General features: G+C 40.7%; 19 protein-coding genes. All 19 read right to left on the reverse strand.

Going from position 1 to position 18639, the window contains the following annotated elements:
- Positions 1-70: 70 nt before the first annotated feature.
- Positions 71-1501: a sigma-54 dependent transcriptional regulator gene (locus AB4153_RS16575; RefSeq protein WP_248955054.1), complete on the reverse strand. Its 1431-nt coding sequence runs from the start codon at positions 1499-1501 to the stop codon at positions 71-73.
- Positions 1502-1973: 472 nt separating this feature from the next.
- Positions 1974-2378, reverse strand: coding sequence for a flagellar export chaperone FliS (gene fliS, locus AB4153_RS16580; protein ID WP_102529006.1), 405 nt, complete (start codon positions 2376-2378; stop codon positions 1974-1976).
- Positions 2379-2390: 12 nt separating this feature from the next.
- Entirely contained in the window at positions 2391-2711 is a 321-nt protein-coding gene (locus tag AB4153_RS16585; RefSeq protein WP_102529005.1) for a hypothetical protein, read from the reverse strand.
- A gap of 3 nt (positions 2712-2714) precedes the next feature.
- Entirely contained in the window at positions 2715-4082 is a 1368-nt protein-coding gene (fliD, locus tag AB4153_RS16590) for a flagellar filament capping protein FliD (protein ID WP_371998160.1), read from the reverse strand.
- Between the two features lie 62 nt (positions 4083-4144).
- Entirely contained in the window at positions 4145-4534 is a 390-nt protein-coding gene (locus AB4153_RS16595) for a flagellar protein FlaG (RefSeq protein ID WP_241906457.1), read from the reverse strand.
- Positions 4535-4644: 110 nt separating this feature from the next.
- Positions 4645-5463, reverse strand: a complete 819-nt coding sequence (locus AB4153_RS16600) for a flagellin (RefSeq protein ID WP_102529003.1) — start codon at positions 5461-5463, stop codon at positions 4645-4647.
- A 249-nt stretch (positions 5464-5712) separates the two neighbouring features.
- On the reverse strand, positions 5713-6534 hold the full coding sequence (locus AB4153_RS16605) for a flagellin (protein ID WP_371998161.1): 822 nt from the start codon (positions 6532-6534) through the stop codon (positions 5713-5715).
- A 111-nt stretch (positions 6535-6645) separates the two neighbouring features.
- A complete protein-coding gene (gene flgL / locus AB4153_RS16610; RefSeq protein ID WP_371998162.1) occupies positions 6646-7848 on the reverse strand; it encodes a flagellar hook-associated protein FlgL in 1203 nt (400 codons plus the stop codon).
- 11 nt (positions 7849-7859) lie between these two features.
- The gene (gene flgK / locus AB4153_RS16615; protein WP_371998163.1) at positions 7860-9797 is read right to left on the reverse strand and encodes a flagellar hook-associated protein FlgK; all 1938 of its coding nucleotides are present in this window, start codon (positions 9795-9797) and stop codon (positions 7860-7862) included.
- Positions 9797-10891 carry a flagellar assembly peptidoglycan hydrolase FlgJ gene (gene flgJ / locus AB4153_RS16620; RefSeq protein ID WP_102528999.1) on the reverse strand — a complete coding sequence of 365 codons (1095 nt, stop codon included), beginning with the start codon at positions 10889-10891 and terminating at the stop codon, positions 9797-9799. The genes flgK and flgJ overlap by 1 nt, the downstream gene beginning before the upstream one ends.
- Before the next feature lie 17 nt (positions 10892-10908).
- A complete protein-coding gene (locus tag AB4153_RS16625; RefSeq protein ID WP_241906460.1) occupies positions 10909-11970 on the reverse strand; it encodes a flagellar basal body P-ring protein FlgI in 1062 nt (353 codons plus the stop codon).
- A gap of 64 nt (positions 11971-12034) precedes the next feature.
- A complete protein-coding gene (gene flgH, locus AB4153_RS16630; protein ID WP_102528997.1) occupies positions 12035-12709 on the reverse strand; it encodes a flagellar basal body L-ring protein FlgH in 675 nt (224 codons plus the stop codon).
- A gap of 24 nt (positions 12710-12733) precedes the next feature.
- On the reverse strand, positions 12734-13522 hold the full coding sequence (gene flgG / locus AB4153_RS16635; RefSeq protein WP_102528996.1) for a flagellar basal-body rod protein FlgG: 789 nt from the start codon (positions 13520-13522) through the stop codon (positions 12734-12736).
- An 11-nt stretch (positions 13523-13533) separates the two neighbouring features.
- Entirely contained in the window at positions 13534-14277 is a 744-nt protein-coding gene (gene flgF, locus AB4153_RS16640; RefSeq protein ID WP_102528995.1) for a flagellar basal-body rod protein FlgF, read from the reverse strand.
- Positions 14278-14513: 236 nt separating this feature from the next.
- Positions 14514-15878 (reverse strand): flagellar hook protein FlgE, encoded by a 1365-nt coding sequence (gene flgE, locus AB4153_RS16645; protein WP_102528994.1) that lies wholly within the window; start codon positions 15876-15878, stop codon positions 14514-14516.
- A gap of 103 nt (positions 15879-15981) precedes the next feature.
- A complete protein-coding gene (gene flgD / locus AB4153_RS16650; RefSeq protein WP_102528993.1) occupies positions 15982-16752 on the reverse strand; it encodes a flagellar hook assembly protein FlgD in 771 nt (256 codons plus the stop codon).
- A 24-nt stretch (positions 16753-16776) separates the two neighbouring features.
- A complete protein-coding gene (gene flgC / locus AB4153_RS16655) occupies positions 16777-17193 on the reverse strand; it encodes a flagellar basal body rod protein FlgC (RefSeq protein WP_371998164.1) in 417 nt (138 codons plus the stop codon).
- 2 nt (positions 17194-17195) lie between these two features.
- A complete protein-coding gene (gene flgB, locus AB4153_RS16660; protein ID WP_102528991.1) occupies positions 17196-17594 on the reverse strand; it encodes a flagellar basal body rod protein FlgB in 399 nt (132 codons plus the stop codon).
- 149 nt (positions 17595-17743) lie between these two features.
- The gene (locus AB4153_RS16665; RefSeq protein ID WP_102528990.1) at positions 17744-18577 is read right to left on the reverse strand and encodes a protein-glutamate O-methyltransferase CheR; all 834 of its coding nucleotides are present in this window, start codon (positions 18575-18577) and stop codon (positions 17744-17746) included.
- Positions 18578-18639 lie beyond the last annotated feature (62 nt).

An 18639-nucleotide genomic window follows, 5' to 3' on the forward strand; every position in this document is an offset into this window, starting at 1 on the left:
GTGTAAATCATAAGCATAAAAAAGCATGCCATGAGGCATGCTTTAGTGTAACCGTTTATGGCAAAACTGGTTAATCTTTGCTCATGCCATATTTACGCATTTTTTCAACTAAGGTTGTTCGTCTAATCCCCAACATTTCTGCTGCTCTAGCAACCACATTATCTTGCTGCTCTAGAGCTTGGCGGATCATATCGATTTCTAGCTCAGCTAATAAATCTTTTAAGTTGACACCTTCTGGCGGTAATTCACTTGGGAAACGGGTTTCAGGGATCTCAATAGGTTCATCATCACTGAAAATTGACGCTAATGCATCACGCTCTTGTTGCTCTTCGCTAATTTCAACACTGTACTCTGGCACATCGATATAACGATACTTTCGCGGTAAATCATTAACATCGACCAGTCCGCCAGGGAAAAGTATCGTCAGGCGCTCGACCAAGTTAGATAACTCACGCACGTTTCCTGACCAGTTATGTTCTTTTAATGACTCTATTGCACGCTGGGTAAAACGGATTTTACCCCGCCCTTCATTGAAGACTCTGCTCACCAATTCCTGCAGTAAAAGAGGCACATCATCACGGCGCTCGCTGAGCGATGGCATTTCGATTGGAAAGACATTCAATCGATAATAAAGATCTTCACGAAATAAATTATCATTTATCATCGTTTCTAAATCACGATGTGTTGCAGCAACAACCCTCACATCAGTGGTAATAGTTTTAGAACCACCCACTCTTTCAAATACTTTTTCTTGCAATACGCGTAGTAACTTAACCTGCATTTGCAGCGGCATATCACCAATTTCATCTAGAAATAGTGTGCCATTCTCAGCCAATTCAAAACGGCCTTTACGAGTTGAAATTGCGCCAGTAAATGAGCCTTTTTCATGTCCAAAAAGTTCACTTTCTAATAATTCAGGTGGAATTGCGCCACAGTTTACCGGAATGAAAGGACCATCCCGTCGCTCTGACATGTAGTGAATATTGCGGGCTACAACTTCTTTACCTGTACCAGACTGACCTAATACTAAAACAGTCGCACCTGAAGTGGCCACTTGGCTTATCAGATGACGAACATTGGCTATCCCTTCACTTCGCCCGACGAGTGAACGGAATAACTTAGTTTGATTAGCACTGGTAGGAATTTGTGGTTGCTTAGCTTGACCATAAACCTGACAAAAATGAAGTAGCTCAGTTAATTGAGGGTAATTGATAGGCTCATCAATAGTGCCAAGTACATTAACACCATTAATTTCAAGCGTACCAATCAATAATACTGGCTGCCAAGGAATGGATGACTGAACATCTTTGATAAACTCTGGCGATACTGATTCAGTATCAATGACTAAGGCTCTAAAACGAGATTCACGTGATAATGAAGCAAGATCATCAGTAGAGATGACATGATGTTTTTCATCTAAGAATTCAAAAATACAACAAAGACGAGAGACTCGCTCAGAAGGTTCAGCAACAATTAAAATTCGTTGTTCTATTTGCATCATTAAGAAGGCCAAAGCTCTAGTTATTAGTTATTCAAAGTCATATTCATGTTATTGGCTGTCTATTTGCAAACATCATAGAGTTAGCACACATTACAGAGTCTAGACTTGAATATTGATTATCACGCTATATTTTTTGAGTCAGAAGACACAATTATAATATAAACATTAACATAGCAGAATGCATACTCATATTTTTTAATCTTTACTTAAATATAGCCAAACCAGCAATAAAGTTTAAACGAATACGCAAAAATTAAATATTGTATTATCAGAGCATGAGAATCAAGCATCAGAAGACATTATTCTACCATGCTGTTGATTTAAGTCACCAACAGTTGTTTTTATAGGCAGGTTTCAACATTTTATTTCAAAAAGTAAATAAAACGAGCATTCGCTTTAACTGCAACCTTAAAACTTATCAGCAATAAAAAAGACGCCATTGGCGCCTGTTTTACAATCGTAACACTTAGTATCAACTTGCTTCTGAAGTCATCAAGTGCATATCTTGAGGAATGGCATCCCAGCCTTCTTTAATGGTTCGAAGAATCCCCGAAACATCATCAATCGCTTTAACATCATTATTCATATTTGCCTCTGAAATACGGCGTAACATGAAGTCATATAGTTCACTTAAATTACCCGCTACAGAATCTTTTACATCCATATTCAAGCTGTTATTTAGACCGTTTATAATTCCAATCGCTTTATTGATTGCAACGCCTTTGCCTTGTAAATCTTGAGTTTCGATTGCGTAACGACTTTGAGCTAAACGCAACAAAGCACCATCGAACATCATTTGGATTAAACGATGCGGGGAAGCAACAGCAATCTCACTATCTAGAGATACTTTGCGGTAAGATTTTATTGATCCTCTCATAGGTCACCTTCGCTACTTATTTGAATCGACTGATTGATATATATTAATTTGGCGTTGATTTTTCTTTCTAGCTTGAAGCAATGCCTGAATATGCTTAAGAACATTTCTCGCCCTTAATTCAAACCCTTCACTAATTACGATCTGTTCTTGAAGTGTCTTTTTAGCAAGTTCTACATCTGTCTCATCAATACTATCGAGTAAAATTTGACGCTCTACAGTCAACTCTTGCAAAATAGATACCAACTCATCAGACTGTTCATTTTCTGATGGGGTATTTTCTAATGTCTGCAGTGTTTGTTCTATTTTTTTATTAGTTTCGTTAAGTTGTTTCATAAATTAACTGCTTGGAACTGAGCCTGGAAGTGAATTTAAACGCTCTACGAGGCCCGAACTTTGTTGGTTCATTTGAGCAACGATTAAATCCATTGTATTGAACTGTTTAAATAATCTTGCTTCTAACAGCTCCATTTTCAAACTAAATGCGTCTCGTTGGTCATCTAAACGACTCTTTTCACTGGTTAAGCTATTATTTCGGTTATCAATGAGTCCACCAGTTTTCACATAACCTTCGACCATAGTATCTAAACGATTAGCGATCCCAGTATCAGGAGTCGCAAATAAGCCTTCAACTAAATCCATATTTTCACTAATTGCAGTATCTAACTTATCACTATCAATTGACATTTTACCGTATCGATCAGTCTCGATGCCTATGTCATATAATGCAACAGTTTGTCCATCAACATCGACTCGGTTACTGATCATACTGCGCATTTGAGATTCGATTGAGCGGATCATCGAATCCCCCTGCAAAGCAGCCGCTTCTTCTTTTTCAGTATCGTATTTAGACATGTCACTAATTGAAGTAACTAATGTATTGTAAGCGTCAACAAAGGCTTGGATATTCTCTTTAACCAGCTCGTCATCTTGTTCTATTTTCAATGTTGTTGTCTTAGCAATGTCAGCATCTGTTAACGACAGAGTCACACCAGCGATGGCATCTGTAACTTCATTAGATTGTGATGTTACTTTTTGACCATCTATGTATAAAACTGCATTTTCAGCAGTTTGTAATGTCGTCAGGTTACCGGCGCCAAACATGTCATCTAGTCCTGTACCTGCAGTATCTGTTGCAGTTATAGTAACTTCATTGTCTGTACCAGGCTCATCTGAGCTAAACACTAACCGACTTCCAGCATCACTTGTAATAATGGTGGCTGTCACACCAGAATTCTCAGTTGAACTGTTAATTTTACTGGCAATATCTTCAAGTGAATCAGTCGCTTCAATATCAACAGAGAAAGCTTCACCGTTGACAGAGAGGTCCAAACTACCAGCCCCGACACCTAAAGTTGGATCAGCAACGTTTGCTCCAGCCACTTTATGTGAAGATGCGAGTTGCTCGACTTGGATCTGATAACTACCTGTTTGCGCAGTTTTATCGGCCGTAGCGCCAAAATAAATACTGTCACCCGTAGACACTTTGCGAATATTTAATGAATCAGGATCGCTCAGTTTCTCTAACGCATCTTGGAAGGTAGATAATTTACTTTTCAATGAACCGATAGCTGAAACCTTAGCATCTATTGTTGCTTCACTTTTGTCGAATAGTGCCTCTTTGGGAAGTTTTTCAGCATCGACCAATACACCGACAATGGTGTTGATATCAAGGCCCGAGCCAATACCAGTTGCTGTTAATGCCATAATTTCCTCTTAGATACTTCGATAAAAATGTGAGCGACCAAAGATTACTAAAACTGCTGATTTTATGCTTCTGTATTAAGCAAAATTCCTGCCACTTCAGCCAGTTTTTTTGATAATTCCAACGCTTCGGCATTGGGTATCTGTCTTATTATATCACCTGAATCTACATCCATAACGCTAATGACATTTTGACCGGAATCATCATCTAATTTGAAAGCCAAACCTTTTCGCATCAATGCAGTCATATCATTAAGATCGTTGGTAATATCTGCTAAATCTTGTTTGTCAGAATCTTTTTCTGTCAAATCTTTACTTTCTTGCTCTGTTTTTTCAAGCTCAGTGACTTTCGACTTTTCTTCAGCTACCGCAGCCTTAGTCTCAGTAAGCTGACGAGTCCCCATATTATCAGTAAGGGTATTTGAGGTACCAGTAAAATTGATATCCATAGCCATCTTACGCCTCTTAGTTAGTTTAGTACGATAATCATCATCAAAAACGACAAAAGGGAGATCTATCAAGACCTCCCTTCTTAAATTTTCAAACTCTAATTCGATTAGTCAAATTAGAGAAGAGAAAGTGCAACTTGAGGTAGTTGGTTAGCTTGTGCAAGCATTGCTGAACCCGTTTGTTGTAAAACCTGATTCTTAGTCATTTCAGCTGTTTCTTTAGCAAAATCCACATCTACGATTCGAGACTTAGCATCTGCAACGTTTGCTTGAGTGTTAGCACTGTTAGCAATGTTGTGAGCAAGACGGTTTTGTTTCGCACCTAAATCTGCACGTTGGCTATCAATAGTGGCAATCGCTGCGTCAATTTTAGTTAGAGCTGAAGCACGACCTGCGGAGGTAGCATTAGTTAGACCTCCAACTGATAAGCTAGTCGAATCACTTGTAGCTACTGTAATAGTAATGTCTTCGCCATCTTGGTGACCAACTTGGAAATTCTTGCCGCCTGAAAAACTACCATCCAATAATTTAGTATCACCAAATGCAGTATTGTTTCCGATTTCAGTGATTTCTAAGGCAAGCTCGTCCATCTCTGCTTTAATAGCTGCTAAATCTTCAGTACTGTTTGCACCATTCTCAGATTGTACAGTCAGGTCACGCATGCGCTGAAGCATGTTAGTTTGCTCTTGCATCGCGCCTTCAGAAATTTGCGCAATTGAAATTGCATCGTTAGCGTTACGCATGCCCACTTCTAAACCACGAACTTGAGAGTTCAAACGGTTAGAAATCGCTAAACCCGCCGCATCATCTTTTGCACTGTTAATACGTAAACCGCTTGATAAACGTTCCATCGATGTGGCTAAGTTACCAGTTGAAGCGTTTAAGTTCTTTTGCGCTTTCATTGAAGTTACGTTTGTATTTACTGTAATAGCCATAATTTGATTCCTCTTTATACCTGGCTTTAAAACATTGCCTGTCTTTATTGCCAGGCGGGTCTATTGGGTTACAAATACTTTAACGGCAGCGTTTTAAGATACTTTAGAAATTATTTGAACATTTTTCGAACATTTATCATATTAGCTAGAAAACAGTGGCTTACAGGCATTAAAAAAGCCATATTCATTCAAAAATGGATATGGCTTTTTATGCAATTGGTTAACTAAACTACATTTCTGGGATGTAAATTACCCCAGTAGCGAAAGTGCAACTTGAGGTAATTGATTCGCTTGTGCAAGCATTGAACTACCTGTTTGTTGTAATACCTGATTTTTGGTCATTTCAGCTGTTTCTTTGGCGAAATCTACATCTACAATTCGGCTCTTAGCATCAGCAACGTTTGCCTGAGTGTTAGCACTGTTAGCGATGTTGTGTGCTAAACGGTTTTGTTTTGCACCTAAGTCAGCACGTTGTTCATCAATTGACTTAATCGCTGCATCAATTTTGTTAAGGGAAGAAGCTCGCCCTGCAGAAGTAGCATTAGTTAAAGCGGCAACTGATAAGCTTGTTGAGTCACTTTGCTTTACAGTTATACTAATATCTTCGCCATCTTGATGGCCAACTTGGAAAGTTTTACCTGCTGAAAAGTCACCGGTTAATAACTTAGTATCACCAAATGCAGTACTGCCACCAATAGCGGTAATCTCTTCTGCAAGTTGATCCATTTCAGCTTTAAGTGCAGCTAAATCCTCTGTGCTGTTTGCACCATTTTCAGATTGAATCGTTAGATCACGCATACGTTGCAGCATATTTGTTTGTTCTTGCATCGCGCCTTCAGCAATTTGTGCAATCGAAATTGCATCATTTGCATTACGCATACCCACTTCTAAACCACGAACTTGAGAGTTCAAGCGGTTAGAAATAGCCAGACCTGCCGCATCATCTTTTGCACTGTTAATACGTAAACCACTAGATAAGCGTTCCATCGAGGTCGCCAACCCCTGAGTTGAAGTGTTTAAGTTTTTCTGTGCCTTCATTGATGTAACGTTTGTATTTACTGTAATAGCCATAAATAAATCCTCATTCTTAGTTTTGTTGCCAAGACTTTGGAGCTTGGCTAAATTTTACAATTTAACGTGGGTCATTATTGTTTACATATCTTGCAAAATTCAAAAACCTTGCTAGATATAGTCAAACAACGAAATAGAACCGACTTTGCCGAATACACTCGACACGGCATTTAATGCCAGTTGCTGTTTTTCAAACTCAGTTATTGCTGCGGCATAATCCAAATCTTCAAGCATGGATAAAGCACTGTCATTAACGATTTTTTCTTCTGCGTGATTTGTAGAGATACTTTCTAAACTCTTCAAGCTATTGCCTGCAATACTTCTTGCCGCACTGACTTGAATTTGACCACTATCGATATTATTCAATAGCTGTGCCAACTTTGAGTTACCTTGGGGAGTATTTGGTATTGTAGGGTCTTCAAGCATAGAAATTGCTTGATTAAAGGTATCTAAAATACTGACTGTTTCTTGCGGTTCCATAGTGAAAGAGTCACCTGCAACGGGCTGTCCAGACAATTGAACCTCAATACCGTTAAAGCTTACAGGGTTACTGGGATCAAAATTGGGCACTGTAGAAATAACTGTTCCGCCAGAGTCTTCTATTTGTAAATCCAATACACCGGCGTTATCAACAAACTTAAACGTGTAGGTATCTTCAACATGAGCAGCGGAATCAAATATTGCCGCCTTATCTACGGTAAAGTCACCTTGTTGGGATGGCAAATAATTGACGCCATAGTCACCTAAAGGGTTTAAGGCATTCATAAATACCGTATCCCCTGGCACATTTGTTCCTACGGTGACACCGGAGGCAACAATACTTTGCCGCTCTCCGCTATCTCCGTTATAAACAATTTCGCCATTGTTATCAAAAGCAAACGGAGGGTTATTCGTGTTGTTCCCCGCGAAAATATAATTGCCAGACTCGTCTTTAGTATTGGCTATCGACATTAACTCTTCTAAGCTATCTTTCATTTCATCGGCAATCATTTGCCGTTCAGACTGAGATAAACTGCCGTTTGCGGCGCGTTGTAACTGTTCACGCATACTGCCCATCAAGGTTTCAGTGCTGCCTAGTTTGCTTTCACTTAATCCAAGGTGCTTTTGAGCGTAATCAACATTTTTGACATATTGATCAACTAGTGCGTTTTTCTGCCTTAAGGTATCAACACCAATTGCCGCCACAGGATCATCGCCAGCAGTATTAATCTTTTTGCCGCTTGCCAACTGTTCAAGAATTTTATTGGTTGCAGACTGCCCCTTTGAAATACTAGAAGTATTCTGGTTAAACATTTGAGCGGTTGAAATTCGCATAACTGATTCTCCTAGCGAACAGAACTAAGCAATGAGTCAAACATCTGCTGAGCAGTTGTCATGATTCTGGCGGAAGCTTGATATGACTGTTGAAAACGCATGAGGTTAGCTGCTTCTTCATCTAAATTAACACCAGACTCACTTTGAACTCGATTGTAAGCTTGCTGATAAACCGCTTCATTAGACGCAACAGATACTGCTGCAGCTTTAGTTTTACTGCCAATATCTAATTTACTGCCCTCAAAAACACCGGCTAAGGTTGTAGTGCCACCATTCATCAATTTTGCATCTGACAATTTAGCCATTTCAACTGCATTACTGTTATCACCTTCAGCAAATGACAAGTCGAAGGTATAAGTATCAATAACACCGCCAGCAGAACTATCATCGATTTCAAAATCAAATCCAAAAGGTGTACTGATTTGAGGTGGTGTAAATGCAGTAGGTCCACCAATAGCAGTACCATCGACATCAAATGCTTGATATGTATTAGTGACGGTATCAATCTGAATCGTGATTTCACTGTCTGTGAGCGGGAAGTTAGCATTAGTACGATCTATGCTAGTTAACTGAACACTCGTATCACCCGAATTTGTTGACTCGCCTATGATTTTAGGGCCTGCTGCAGCAATACCTTTAGGGTCTGTCATTTCAACCCCGATACCTGCGGCTGCACCTGCGTTTGGTCTTATTTCAAACCTATCACCATCAGCGAAACCCGCTGGAACTGAATCAATTTGAATAGAAAAACCATCCCCACCCGTTAATTGGTTATTCACAGCATCATAAGTTAACGCTTGGGTCTCACCCGTTTTAGTATCTTTTAATTCATAAGATGAAGGTGCAGTAAATGAAAGCTCATATGCACTCCCTGTTAATTGACCGACATCATCAATATTAACTTTTAATTTGGCAGTACCAGTATTACCTTCGTATTCGCCAACTCGGCCAGCTGCCATCGTTGGATCATTAATATCGGTAAAAATGTTCTGTCCAAGCTCACCATTTAAATCAAAACCCTTAGACTGCATTTCATTGAATGCATCAGCAACACCTAGAGCAAGTTGTCCTAACTCTTGGTTAACTGGAATTAAGGTTTCATCCCTAAATTTGAACAACTCTCCGAGTTGCCCGCCAAGTTTAGAACCATCAATAACTAAAGTTTGGTTACCTGTTGACGTTGTCAGTCTCGGCTCATTAGGATAAGGGTCGCCTGTGGTTGTGCCCACTTGCATAGCCACTTCACCAGACACTAGCATCACAGAGCCGCCCAACATGACGCTTTTGCCACCATTTTCTAACGGAATCACATTCACTTCTGAGTATTCACTTAATTCAAGAATTAACGCATCTTGTTGATCAAGTAACTGGCTATCTTGTTGTCCGCCCGATTTCATTAGCTCTAAATTAATATTGGCGAGCTCAGTACTAATTTCATTGATTCGATCTGCAACAGCGCCAATTTGACTATTGGTTTGTTTCATCTGTGAATCTAAGTGAGACTGCATTTGATTCAAGCTAGTCGCAGTTTGCTGTGCAGCACCTAACATACTGTCACGCATACCAATATCTGTAGGCAGATCGGCGACACTATTAATACTGGCAAAAAAATCAGTCAATCTATCAGGAACCATAGAGCCAATTTGAGAATATAGCTGATCCATTTCGTTCATTTTAGTGAAGCGAGTTTCCGCGCCACTCATTGCGGTTTGGCCAATACGCAACTCTCTTGCTGCATAGTCGTTATATATCCGTTTAACATCGGATACATAAGTGCCCTGTCCATAAAAACTATTACCAATTTTTTGGGACTCTAATGACGATTGCTCAGCCACTTGACGGTGGTAACCCACCGTATTGGCATTGGCAATATTATTACTGGTCACGCCCATTTGAGATTGCGCAGCCAGTACACCCGTACGGGCAATGTTTAGTAAGTCAACAGCCATTAGTTAGTCTCTCCTGGTAATACAGACTTAAGCCCATTGGTCACTGACTCCATCACCTTCAACACTTTTTGTGCATATTGTGGATCAGTGGCATAACCAGCTTTTTGTAATGCATGTATAAACTTGGCAGGCTCTGCTGCCACTTTTTTAGCTTCTTGATAACGCTCGCCATTTGAAATAAATGACACAAAATCATTAAAACTCTGCTCAATACTGTCGTAGGTTCTGAAGTCGGCTTTTTGCTTCACTGCTACCCCTTGTTCATACTCCAAGGTATTCACCGAGGCTTTATCACCTTGCCAGCGCTTATCAGCTTTAATATTGAATAAGTTGTTACTCGCCTCACCATCATGACGGCGGATCATTTTTTGTCCCCAGCCAGTTTCTAATGCTGATTGTGCTAACAAGACTTCTGGTGTGGTACCTAATGCTTTCGCCGCTTTTTCTGCATGGGGATATAACACGGCAACAAAATGCTCAGGATTTTCAAATTCGCTAGGGGCTTTATTTATCGTTTGCGGCAATTGATTGCCACTCGTGGCAACAGAAGTCACCGACTTTCCAGCCAAAATTTGCTGAAGTGCCGCCTCATCAATCGCATCATGGCTCGAAGATAATTGCTCAATATTAATGGCCGGTTGCTGAATTGAATGCACTGCAATGCTAGAAGACGGTATGGCAGGTTGATTTAGCGTTTTATCATCACGAGAATGATTATCGAACATGCCATGCTTTATTTTTGCATCGATATCACCACGAAGCACTGACGCTGGTCTAAATGGAGTATCTTGCGGTGATAACTGCTGCACCATCAAGTCTGCTATGCCCAACATGCCCTTATCTGATAAATCCACCGACATTTGTTGATCACGCATGTTTTCAAAAAACTCGGTGGTTTGGCTGTTCATTGGACTATCTGATTTAAAAGCTGCATTGGCATCACGCATGCTTTTCATCAGCATTTGAATGAAGATACCTTCAAACTGTTTCGCGACTTCTTTAAGCGCGCCTTTCTCGTCTTTCTGAGCTTGAGAACGTAATGAATCTAGTCCTCCTAGATCCAGAAAGTGCGATGAATTTGACAGCTTTTCCATAGTCGTACCGACAATTTTTAGATGATGATAAGTTCTCCATGCAAAGCGCCTGCCATCTTTAACGCTTCGAGTATTGCAAGTACATCAGAAGGAGCTGCACCTACAAGGTTTACCGCTCTCACAAGCTCATCAAGGGTGGTACCAGGGTCAAAAAGAAACATACGGCTGTCAGCTTCGGCCACATCAATGGTTGAATCAGTAGTGACAACTGTTTGACCATTTGCAAAAGCATTAGGTTGAGAAACTTGCGTGGCCTCAGCAATGGTTACCGTTAGACCGCCATGGGTCACTGCAGCTGGCATTAACTTCACATTTTGGCCAACAACAATCGTGCCTGTACGAGAGTTAACAATCACTTTCGCCGACTCGCTGGCTATCTCGACTTCTACATTTTCTAATGTGGCTAAAAATGACACTCGTTGAGATGCATCACGTGGTGCACTGACTTGAATAGAAGTGCCATCTAACGCGCGTGCCATTCCAGGGCCTAAAAAGCTATTAATCGCATCAGCCATGCTCTTTGCCGTTGAAAAATCCGAACGATGTAGATTAAACGTCAAGTGGTCACCTGTAGCAAAAGGCGACATCACACTACGTTCAACCATTGCACCACCAGGAATACGTCCCACTGTTGGGGTATTTTGAATAACTTGCGAACCATCTAGGCCTTCTGCGCTAAAGCCACTAACAACTAAACTTCCCTGCGCAATAGCATAAACATTGCCGTCGACTCCTTTAAGAAAAGTTTGCAGCAGTGTTCCACCACGTAAACTTTTGGCTTCACCAATACTGGATACGGTAATGTCAAGATTTTGACCTGGTTTGATAAATGCTGGCATTTCAGCGTGTACAGCTACCACTGCAGAGTTTTTGGTTTTCGGTTTAACATTATCAGGTAGGTTAATGCCAAAGTTTTTCAGCATCGTTCTAAAGGTTTGTTCGGTATAACGCGTTTTTTCACCTGTGCCTGGTAAGCCAACAACAAGACCATAACCAATCAATTGGTTGCTACGCACCCCTTGAACATTGGCAATATCTTTAATTCGTTGCGCTTGAACAGGCGCTGTAAGGGCCAACATTGTAGTAATAGCTGCTGTAACAACCACACCTTTTAAAAATGATTTAGTCTTCATGGCATACTCCTTAGAAAGGCCACCATTCGCCCATAAAGAAGGAGCTTAACCAACCCACTTTTTGGACATCTGCAAACGTGCCAGTACCACTGTATTGAATACGGGCATTGGCAACACGGGTTGATTCAACGGTATTTTCTGGGGTGATATCTTGACTACGAACCATGCCTGTAACACGGATAAATTCATCTCCATTATTGATTGAGATCCATTTTTCGCCACGTATCACTAGATTACCGTTACTGAGCACTTGCATTACGTTGGCTGAGATACTGCCATCTAAACTGTTTGACTGATCGGCATCAGACTCACGTTTGGTATCCATAGAATCTGAATAGCGCAAATCGAGTGGCACCCCTTTGATGGTGACATTACCGCCACCGGCATAAATCGGATCGACACTTAAATTTGAATCTTTTTTGATTTCGTTGTTAGCACTTTTAGTGGCTTGTGTTGACTCATTTAATAACACCGTAATGATATCGCCCACTTTATGTGCTCTGATATCTGAATATAAACTCGATGCTTGATGGTCCATATAAATAGAGCCTGTCGATACCATCTGAGTTGCGGGTGCATCAGGATAAACAGGCGCATAAAATGGATCGTCAGGAATGGGCTTTTTTTGGGTTGAGCTACAAGCTGATAGCACAATAACTGATGCTATGACTAGATATGTTTTCATCATCCCTCTCCTAATCATCAAACGTTATAAGTTTTGCGTTACGTAAGACATCATCTGGTCAACAGCTGAAATCACTTTAGAGTTCATCTCATAAATTCGCTGACTTTGAATAAGGTTCACTAACTCTTCAGTCACGTTTACATTCGATGTCTCAAGCGCGCCTTGACGAATCGCCCCTAAACCGTCCAATGATGCTGTGCCTTGAATAGGCGTGCCGCTTGAACCCGTTTCGGTGTAAAGGTTTTGACCCACTGGATCTAACCCTGATGGATTAATGAAATCACTCATCGCCAATTGACCAACAACCGTACTTTCTGTCGCGCCAGATAATTTAACCGAGATTTCACCTTCTGAAGATACAGTTATTGAAGTGGCATCATCAGGAATAGTAATAGAGGGTTGTAAAACATACCCTGAACCTGGAGTCACGATTTGACCATTTTCATCAAGACTGAATTGGCCGTTACGCGTGTAAGCTGCTGTGCCATCCGGCATTTCAACTTCAAAAAAACCCGGACCTTCAATCATTAAGTCCAATGAGTTGTCAGTTGTTAGCATATTGCCCTGAGTGAACATTTTCTGCGTCGCGACAACTTTGGTACCTGCACCAATGTTTAAGCCATTAGGTAACTTAGTGTTATCAGCACTAATACCACCAGCCTGATTGACGGTTTGATAGAGTAAATCTTCGAATACTGCTCGGCTCTTTTTATAGCCAACGGTACTGGCATTGGCCACATTGTTAGAAATAACAGCAATATCGGTTTGTTGGGCATCAAGGCCTGTTTTACTGATCCATAAAGCGGGATGCATAATAATTACTCCTAACTAATTCTCATTAAAGACGAGGATGCGCGATCTAGATCTTCGGCATTTTTCATCATCTTCACTTGCATTTCGTATTGACGCTGAATATCAATTAACGCCACCATTTCCGATACAGCATTAACGTTACTTCCTTCAACTGCGCCGCTCTCAACGGTTACATTAGGATCATTCGGCGCATTTAAGCCCGATGTCAGCCTAAATAAACCATCTTCGCCACGCATCATTTCTGCATTATCTGGATTGACTAATTTAATTCGCGCCACTTCTTCAATCACATCTGCGGTAGCACCCTGTGGTCTTACAGAAATAATGCCATCAGGTGATATCTGAACTTTATCGATTGGTAAAGGCAGTACAATTGGCCCAGCTTCACCCATCACTGGATTACCGCGGCCATTGGTCAGTAAACCGGTACTGTCAAAACTTAGACTCCCAGAACGGGTATAAGCCTCACCACCTTCTTTACTTTGAACCGCAATCCAACCTTGATCTTTAATTGCAATGTCTAAATCTCGCCCTGTAGTTTTAATCGGGCCAGAATTAAAGTTGTGTCCGGGACTTTCTGTCATGGCAAACACACGTGTAGGTAGACCTTCACCAAATGCTTGCATAGAGCGAGCTTGAGCAAGATCAGCTTTAAAACCATCAGTATTGGCATTAGCTAAATTATTGGCACGAACAGCCAAAGCATTCATATTCTGCTTTGCCCCACTCATGGCAACATAAAGTAATTTGTCCATTTGCTGCTCCGTCAAACTTTTTACATAACAAAAGATATATACAGAACTAGCAATCAGTGTGCCAACACATGAAAGTAGAAATAATTAAAGCTAAGCTAATGAATTTGAGATGGAATAAAACGATTACCTGGTGAGGTACTAATAAGAAGGGGGTCAATTAAAATGGCAAAGAGTTGCCGTTGCGGCAACTCTTTGAAAATCTAAACTCTATGATTAATCAAAACCTTAATCGATAACTAGCGGATTTGTAGTATTGACTGATTCAAGGTGTTATTCACCTCAAGCGTACGAGAGTTAGCTTGGAAGTTACGTTGAGCTGAGATTAAGTCAACCAATTCTGTGGTCAAATCAACGTTAGACTGCTCAAGTGCTGATGAACGAATACTACCGAACGTGCCACTATTGGCTTCACCTGCCAAGGCTGCACCAGAATCTAAGCTCGCTTTCCAAGAGGTATTACCCACTTGAGTCAAACCTTGTTCATTAGCAAAACGCACTAGTGCAACACGCGCCAGTGGCTCAGTTGAACCATTACTGTAACTTGCAGTCACTAAGCCATCAGAACCGATACCCACATTGGTTAAACGACCTACTGTTGTACCGTCTTGGGTTAACTCAGTCACTTCAAAAGGTGAAGCATATTGTGTTGGGTTATTAAAACCAAGAGTTAATTTTTGAGTACCATCAGCACCAGGACCTAGAACATTTGCGCCATTGACACCCAGCTCGACCGTTTCAACAGTTGCGGGATCTGAACCTGTGTAAGCTCCGGCATCATTAAACTTCAATACTGACCCTTTCCAACCTGATGCATTTTCAGCAAGTGCCGTACCATCTGCAATACCATCGCCGGTAGTATCTACACCGTATGAACCACCATTTGCTTGATCAATATCGACCTGCTCGCCATCAACGGCATAAAAGGCAACCCAGTTACTCTCACCGGTATAAGCACCATCTGTTGGTTTGATGAAATAGGTTGTCATAATGTGCGACTCACCTAATGAATCATAAATAGTCACTGACGTTGAGTTATTAAACGTATCTGGATCGTTTGGATCAAAGTTAGCAGGATCTAATGCTGACTCACCTACATTTAAGTTCATTTGCAAACCAACATTACTGGTTTTTACAGGGCTACCAGCAGTATCTGGAATTTTAATCGGTACAGTACTCGATAAGCTCACCGAAGTAGAGTTACCATCGGCATCAACTGGGAAACCTTGTAAGAAGTTACCCGCTGAATCTGTCATGAAACTTTCAGAGTTCACTTTAAATGCACCAGCACGTGTAAATGAGTGATCTTGCGTACCCACTTCAGATGCCGTAACAAAGAAACCACCGCCACTGATAGCCATATCAAGTGAGTTACTGGTGAATTGTAAGCTACCTTGTTGAAACTGTTGTGCCACTTGAGTCGTGGTTGCACCACCACCCACTGCAGTTTTACTGTTTGAAAAAATAGAATTAGCATAAACATCAGCAAATTCAGCACGAGACTCTTTAAAACCAATTGTATTAACGTTGGCAATGTTATTTGCTGTGGTATTGAGATCTTTTTGAGCAGCTGAAATACCACTCAAAGCAATGTTAAACGACATAATTCACCCCTTCTCTTACTAATTCTATTTATTGTTAATAGTCAGTATTCTGACCATTATTGAAATTTGGTTTTAAGCTTTCCACGGTCTAACTTTTAGTAAATTAACTTTCCGCAACAGCAAGTACATCTGACAATTGAATGCCGCCAATACCACGAAGGTTTAATATCGCCCCGGTTGTGACATCACCCAATGAAACGCTGGAAACATGTGCGTAAGTCGATACCGCTAAGTCTTCTGATGTGCCATCAATTTTACCGTTAGCTTTAATGGCATAATTTCCTTCAGCAACAGGCTCACCGTTTTTATCTAGGCCATCCCATGTCACATCGATGTTACCGCCTGCAGAACCATCAACTTCGAATGTTCTGATAACTTGGCCGGATTCATCCTCGATATTCACAGTAATGCTGTCAATCGGTGTCGGCGTACTGATCACCCCTTTCACTTCAGGGCTTTCACTAGAGATATGCCCTGTATCTGATGGAATAAGTACTTTTTGACCAACAAGTCCTGATGCTTGTAACGCTTGGCTGGAGCTAGTTAAGTTATTTAGATTTAGGATTTCTTCATTCAATTTTGAGATACCATCAACCGTTGAGAAAGATGCCATTTGAGAAATCATCTGGTCATTTTCTACAGGTTTAAATGGATCTTGCATTGACAGCTGTTGGCTTAATAAAGCGAAGAAATCCGCTTGAGTCAGCTCCTGGCTATTAGGCTCAGGTGTTTCAGCGACTTCAGCATGCTGAACACTGTCTAGAAAAGCATTACCTGTCGTAGCCGTTTGTGTTGTATTTGAAGCAACACTACTTGTACTGCTCGACTGTGTCTGCGGCAATGTTTGACTGCTGTAAGGATTTACGAGGCTCATCTGTTACCTCCATCAAATTTCATATTACTTACCCATACGAAGCGTTTGCTGCAGCATAGATTTAGCTGCATCAGCCACTTGGACATTCATTTGATATGACCGAGATGCAGAAATCATGTCTGCCATTTCTTCCATCATATTCACATTTGGTTTATAGATAAACCCATCACCATCAGCCATTGGATGATCAGGAGAGAACTCCTTTAATAATGGTTTATCACTTTCAACAATGCCTTTAACACTGACACTGTGAGAACTATTTTGTTGACTCGTCGCTTTAGCCATTTCAGCTTCAAAAATCGGATGGCGCGACTTATAAGTTTGATCAACACTACTAGAGACTGAATCGGCGTTGGCAATGTTACTGGCAGTCGTATTCAGTCGCACTGATTGTGCTGACATACCTGAACCTGACACATTAAAAATATTAAATAGACTCATGATTAATCTCCTCTAATCGCTTTACGCATGCCAGAAAACTTACTTTCAAGGAAACCCAATGACATTTGATATTCTAAAGAGTTTTGCATAAAAGCAGCTTGTTCTTGCTGGGAGTCAACGGTATTGCCATCGCCTGTATCTGGCTGATTGGGTACGCGGAACTGAACATGTTCTTGGCTAAGCGCCTTTAAATCAAAATGCTTGTCAGTTGTTTGACTCATTTGTAAACCTTGCTGATGAGAACGAGCACTATTCATGGCAGACGCAAAGTCTACATCACGTGCTTTATAGCCAGGCGTATTTGAATTGGCGATGTTACTTGATAGCACTTCAGCCCTTTGAGCACGAATGCCCAATGAGTATTGATGTATCCCCAAACCATTTTCAAAATTAATCGCCATAAAATTGCCTCCATCAGCTAACTGAGAGGAATAAAGCAAAGGTTATGCCAAAACATTTAGGAAGTAGATGCGAAATAGATAAAAAAAATAACGCCAGCAGAAGCTGGCATAGAAAATGATAAAAAACCTTTATTTACAATGTATTATAATTAGGTTTTCTTTTGATAATAAATACCAGGGTTACATCGAACCATACTGAATTCGTCAGTCAAACCTGAGATAGATTCTGACGCACCTAAAAATAGTATGCCGTTAGGATTCAAAGCGGCAGCAAATTGCCGCAGTATTTTAGCTTTTGCCTCAGGGGCAAAATAAATCAGTACATTACGACAAAAAATAATGTCGTATTTACCTAAAAGGCTATAACTTTCAAGTAAGTTATGCGCTCTAAAGTTCACTAATCGCTTAACGTTATCTTTAACTTTCATATTACCAGACGGTAATTGATCAAAGAATTGGCGTTTGCGTTCAGGAGATAACCCACGCGCTAACGCTAAACTGTCATATTCTGCATTCTTACACCGCTCTAACATCGAAGGTGATAAGTCAGTTGCTTGAATAGTCGCGTTTCCGGGTAACGCACCAGGCTTACGTTGCTGATACTCAAGAATGGTCATCGCTAAGGAGTAAGGTTCTTGCCCAGACGAGCATGCAGCTGACCATATTTTCAATGGACGCCCTAAACGGCTATATTCAGGTAATAATGAATTATGAAGTAATTCAAAGGGGTATTTATCCCTAAACCACAAGGTTTCATTTGTGGTCATGGCATCAATAACTTCTGCCCGTAAATGTCTTTCTGTTGGCTTCATTGAGCGTTTAACGACTTCAGATAATGAGGGTAAATCATGTTTACCCATCAATGGAGCTAAACGACTTCTTACCAAGTACTGCTTGTTGTCACCTAATACAATGCCGCTGTGCTGCTCTAAAAAAAGCTTAAACTGATTATATTCTGCTTCAGCGAGTGATTTATTCGTCACATTTACACCCTATTATAAAGAAACTACCTACAAGTAATTTCAGTGTGAACCGGTCACTTGAT

The sequence above is a fragment of the Shewanella sp. 10N.286.52.E4 genome (genome assembly GCF_041468785.1).
Classification (GTDB): domain Bacteria; phylum Pseudomonadota; class Gammaproteobacteria; order Enterobacterales; family Shewanellaceae; genus Shewanella; species Shewanella electrodiphila.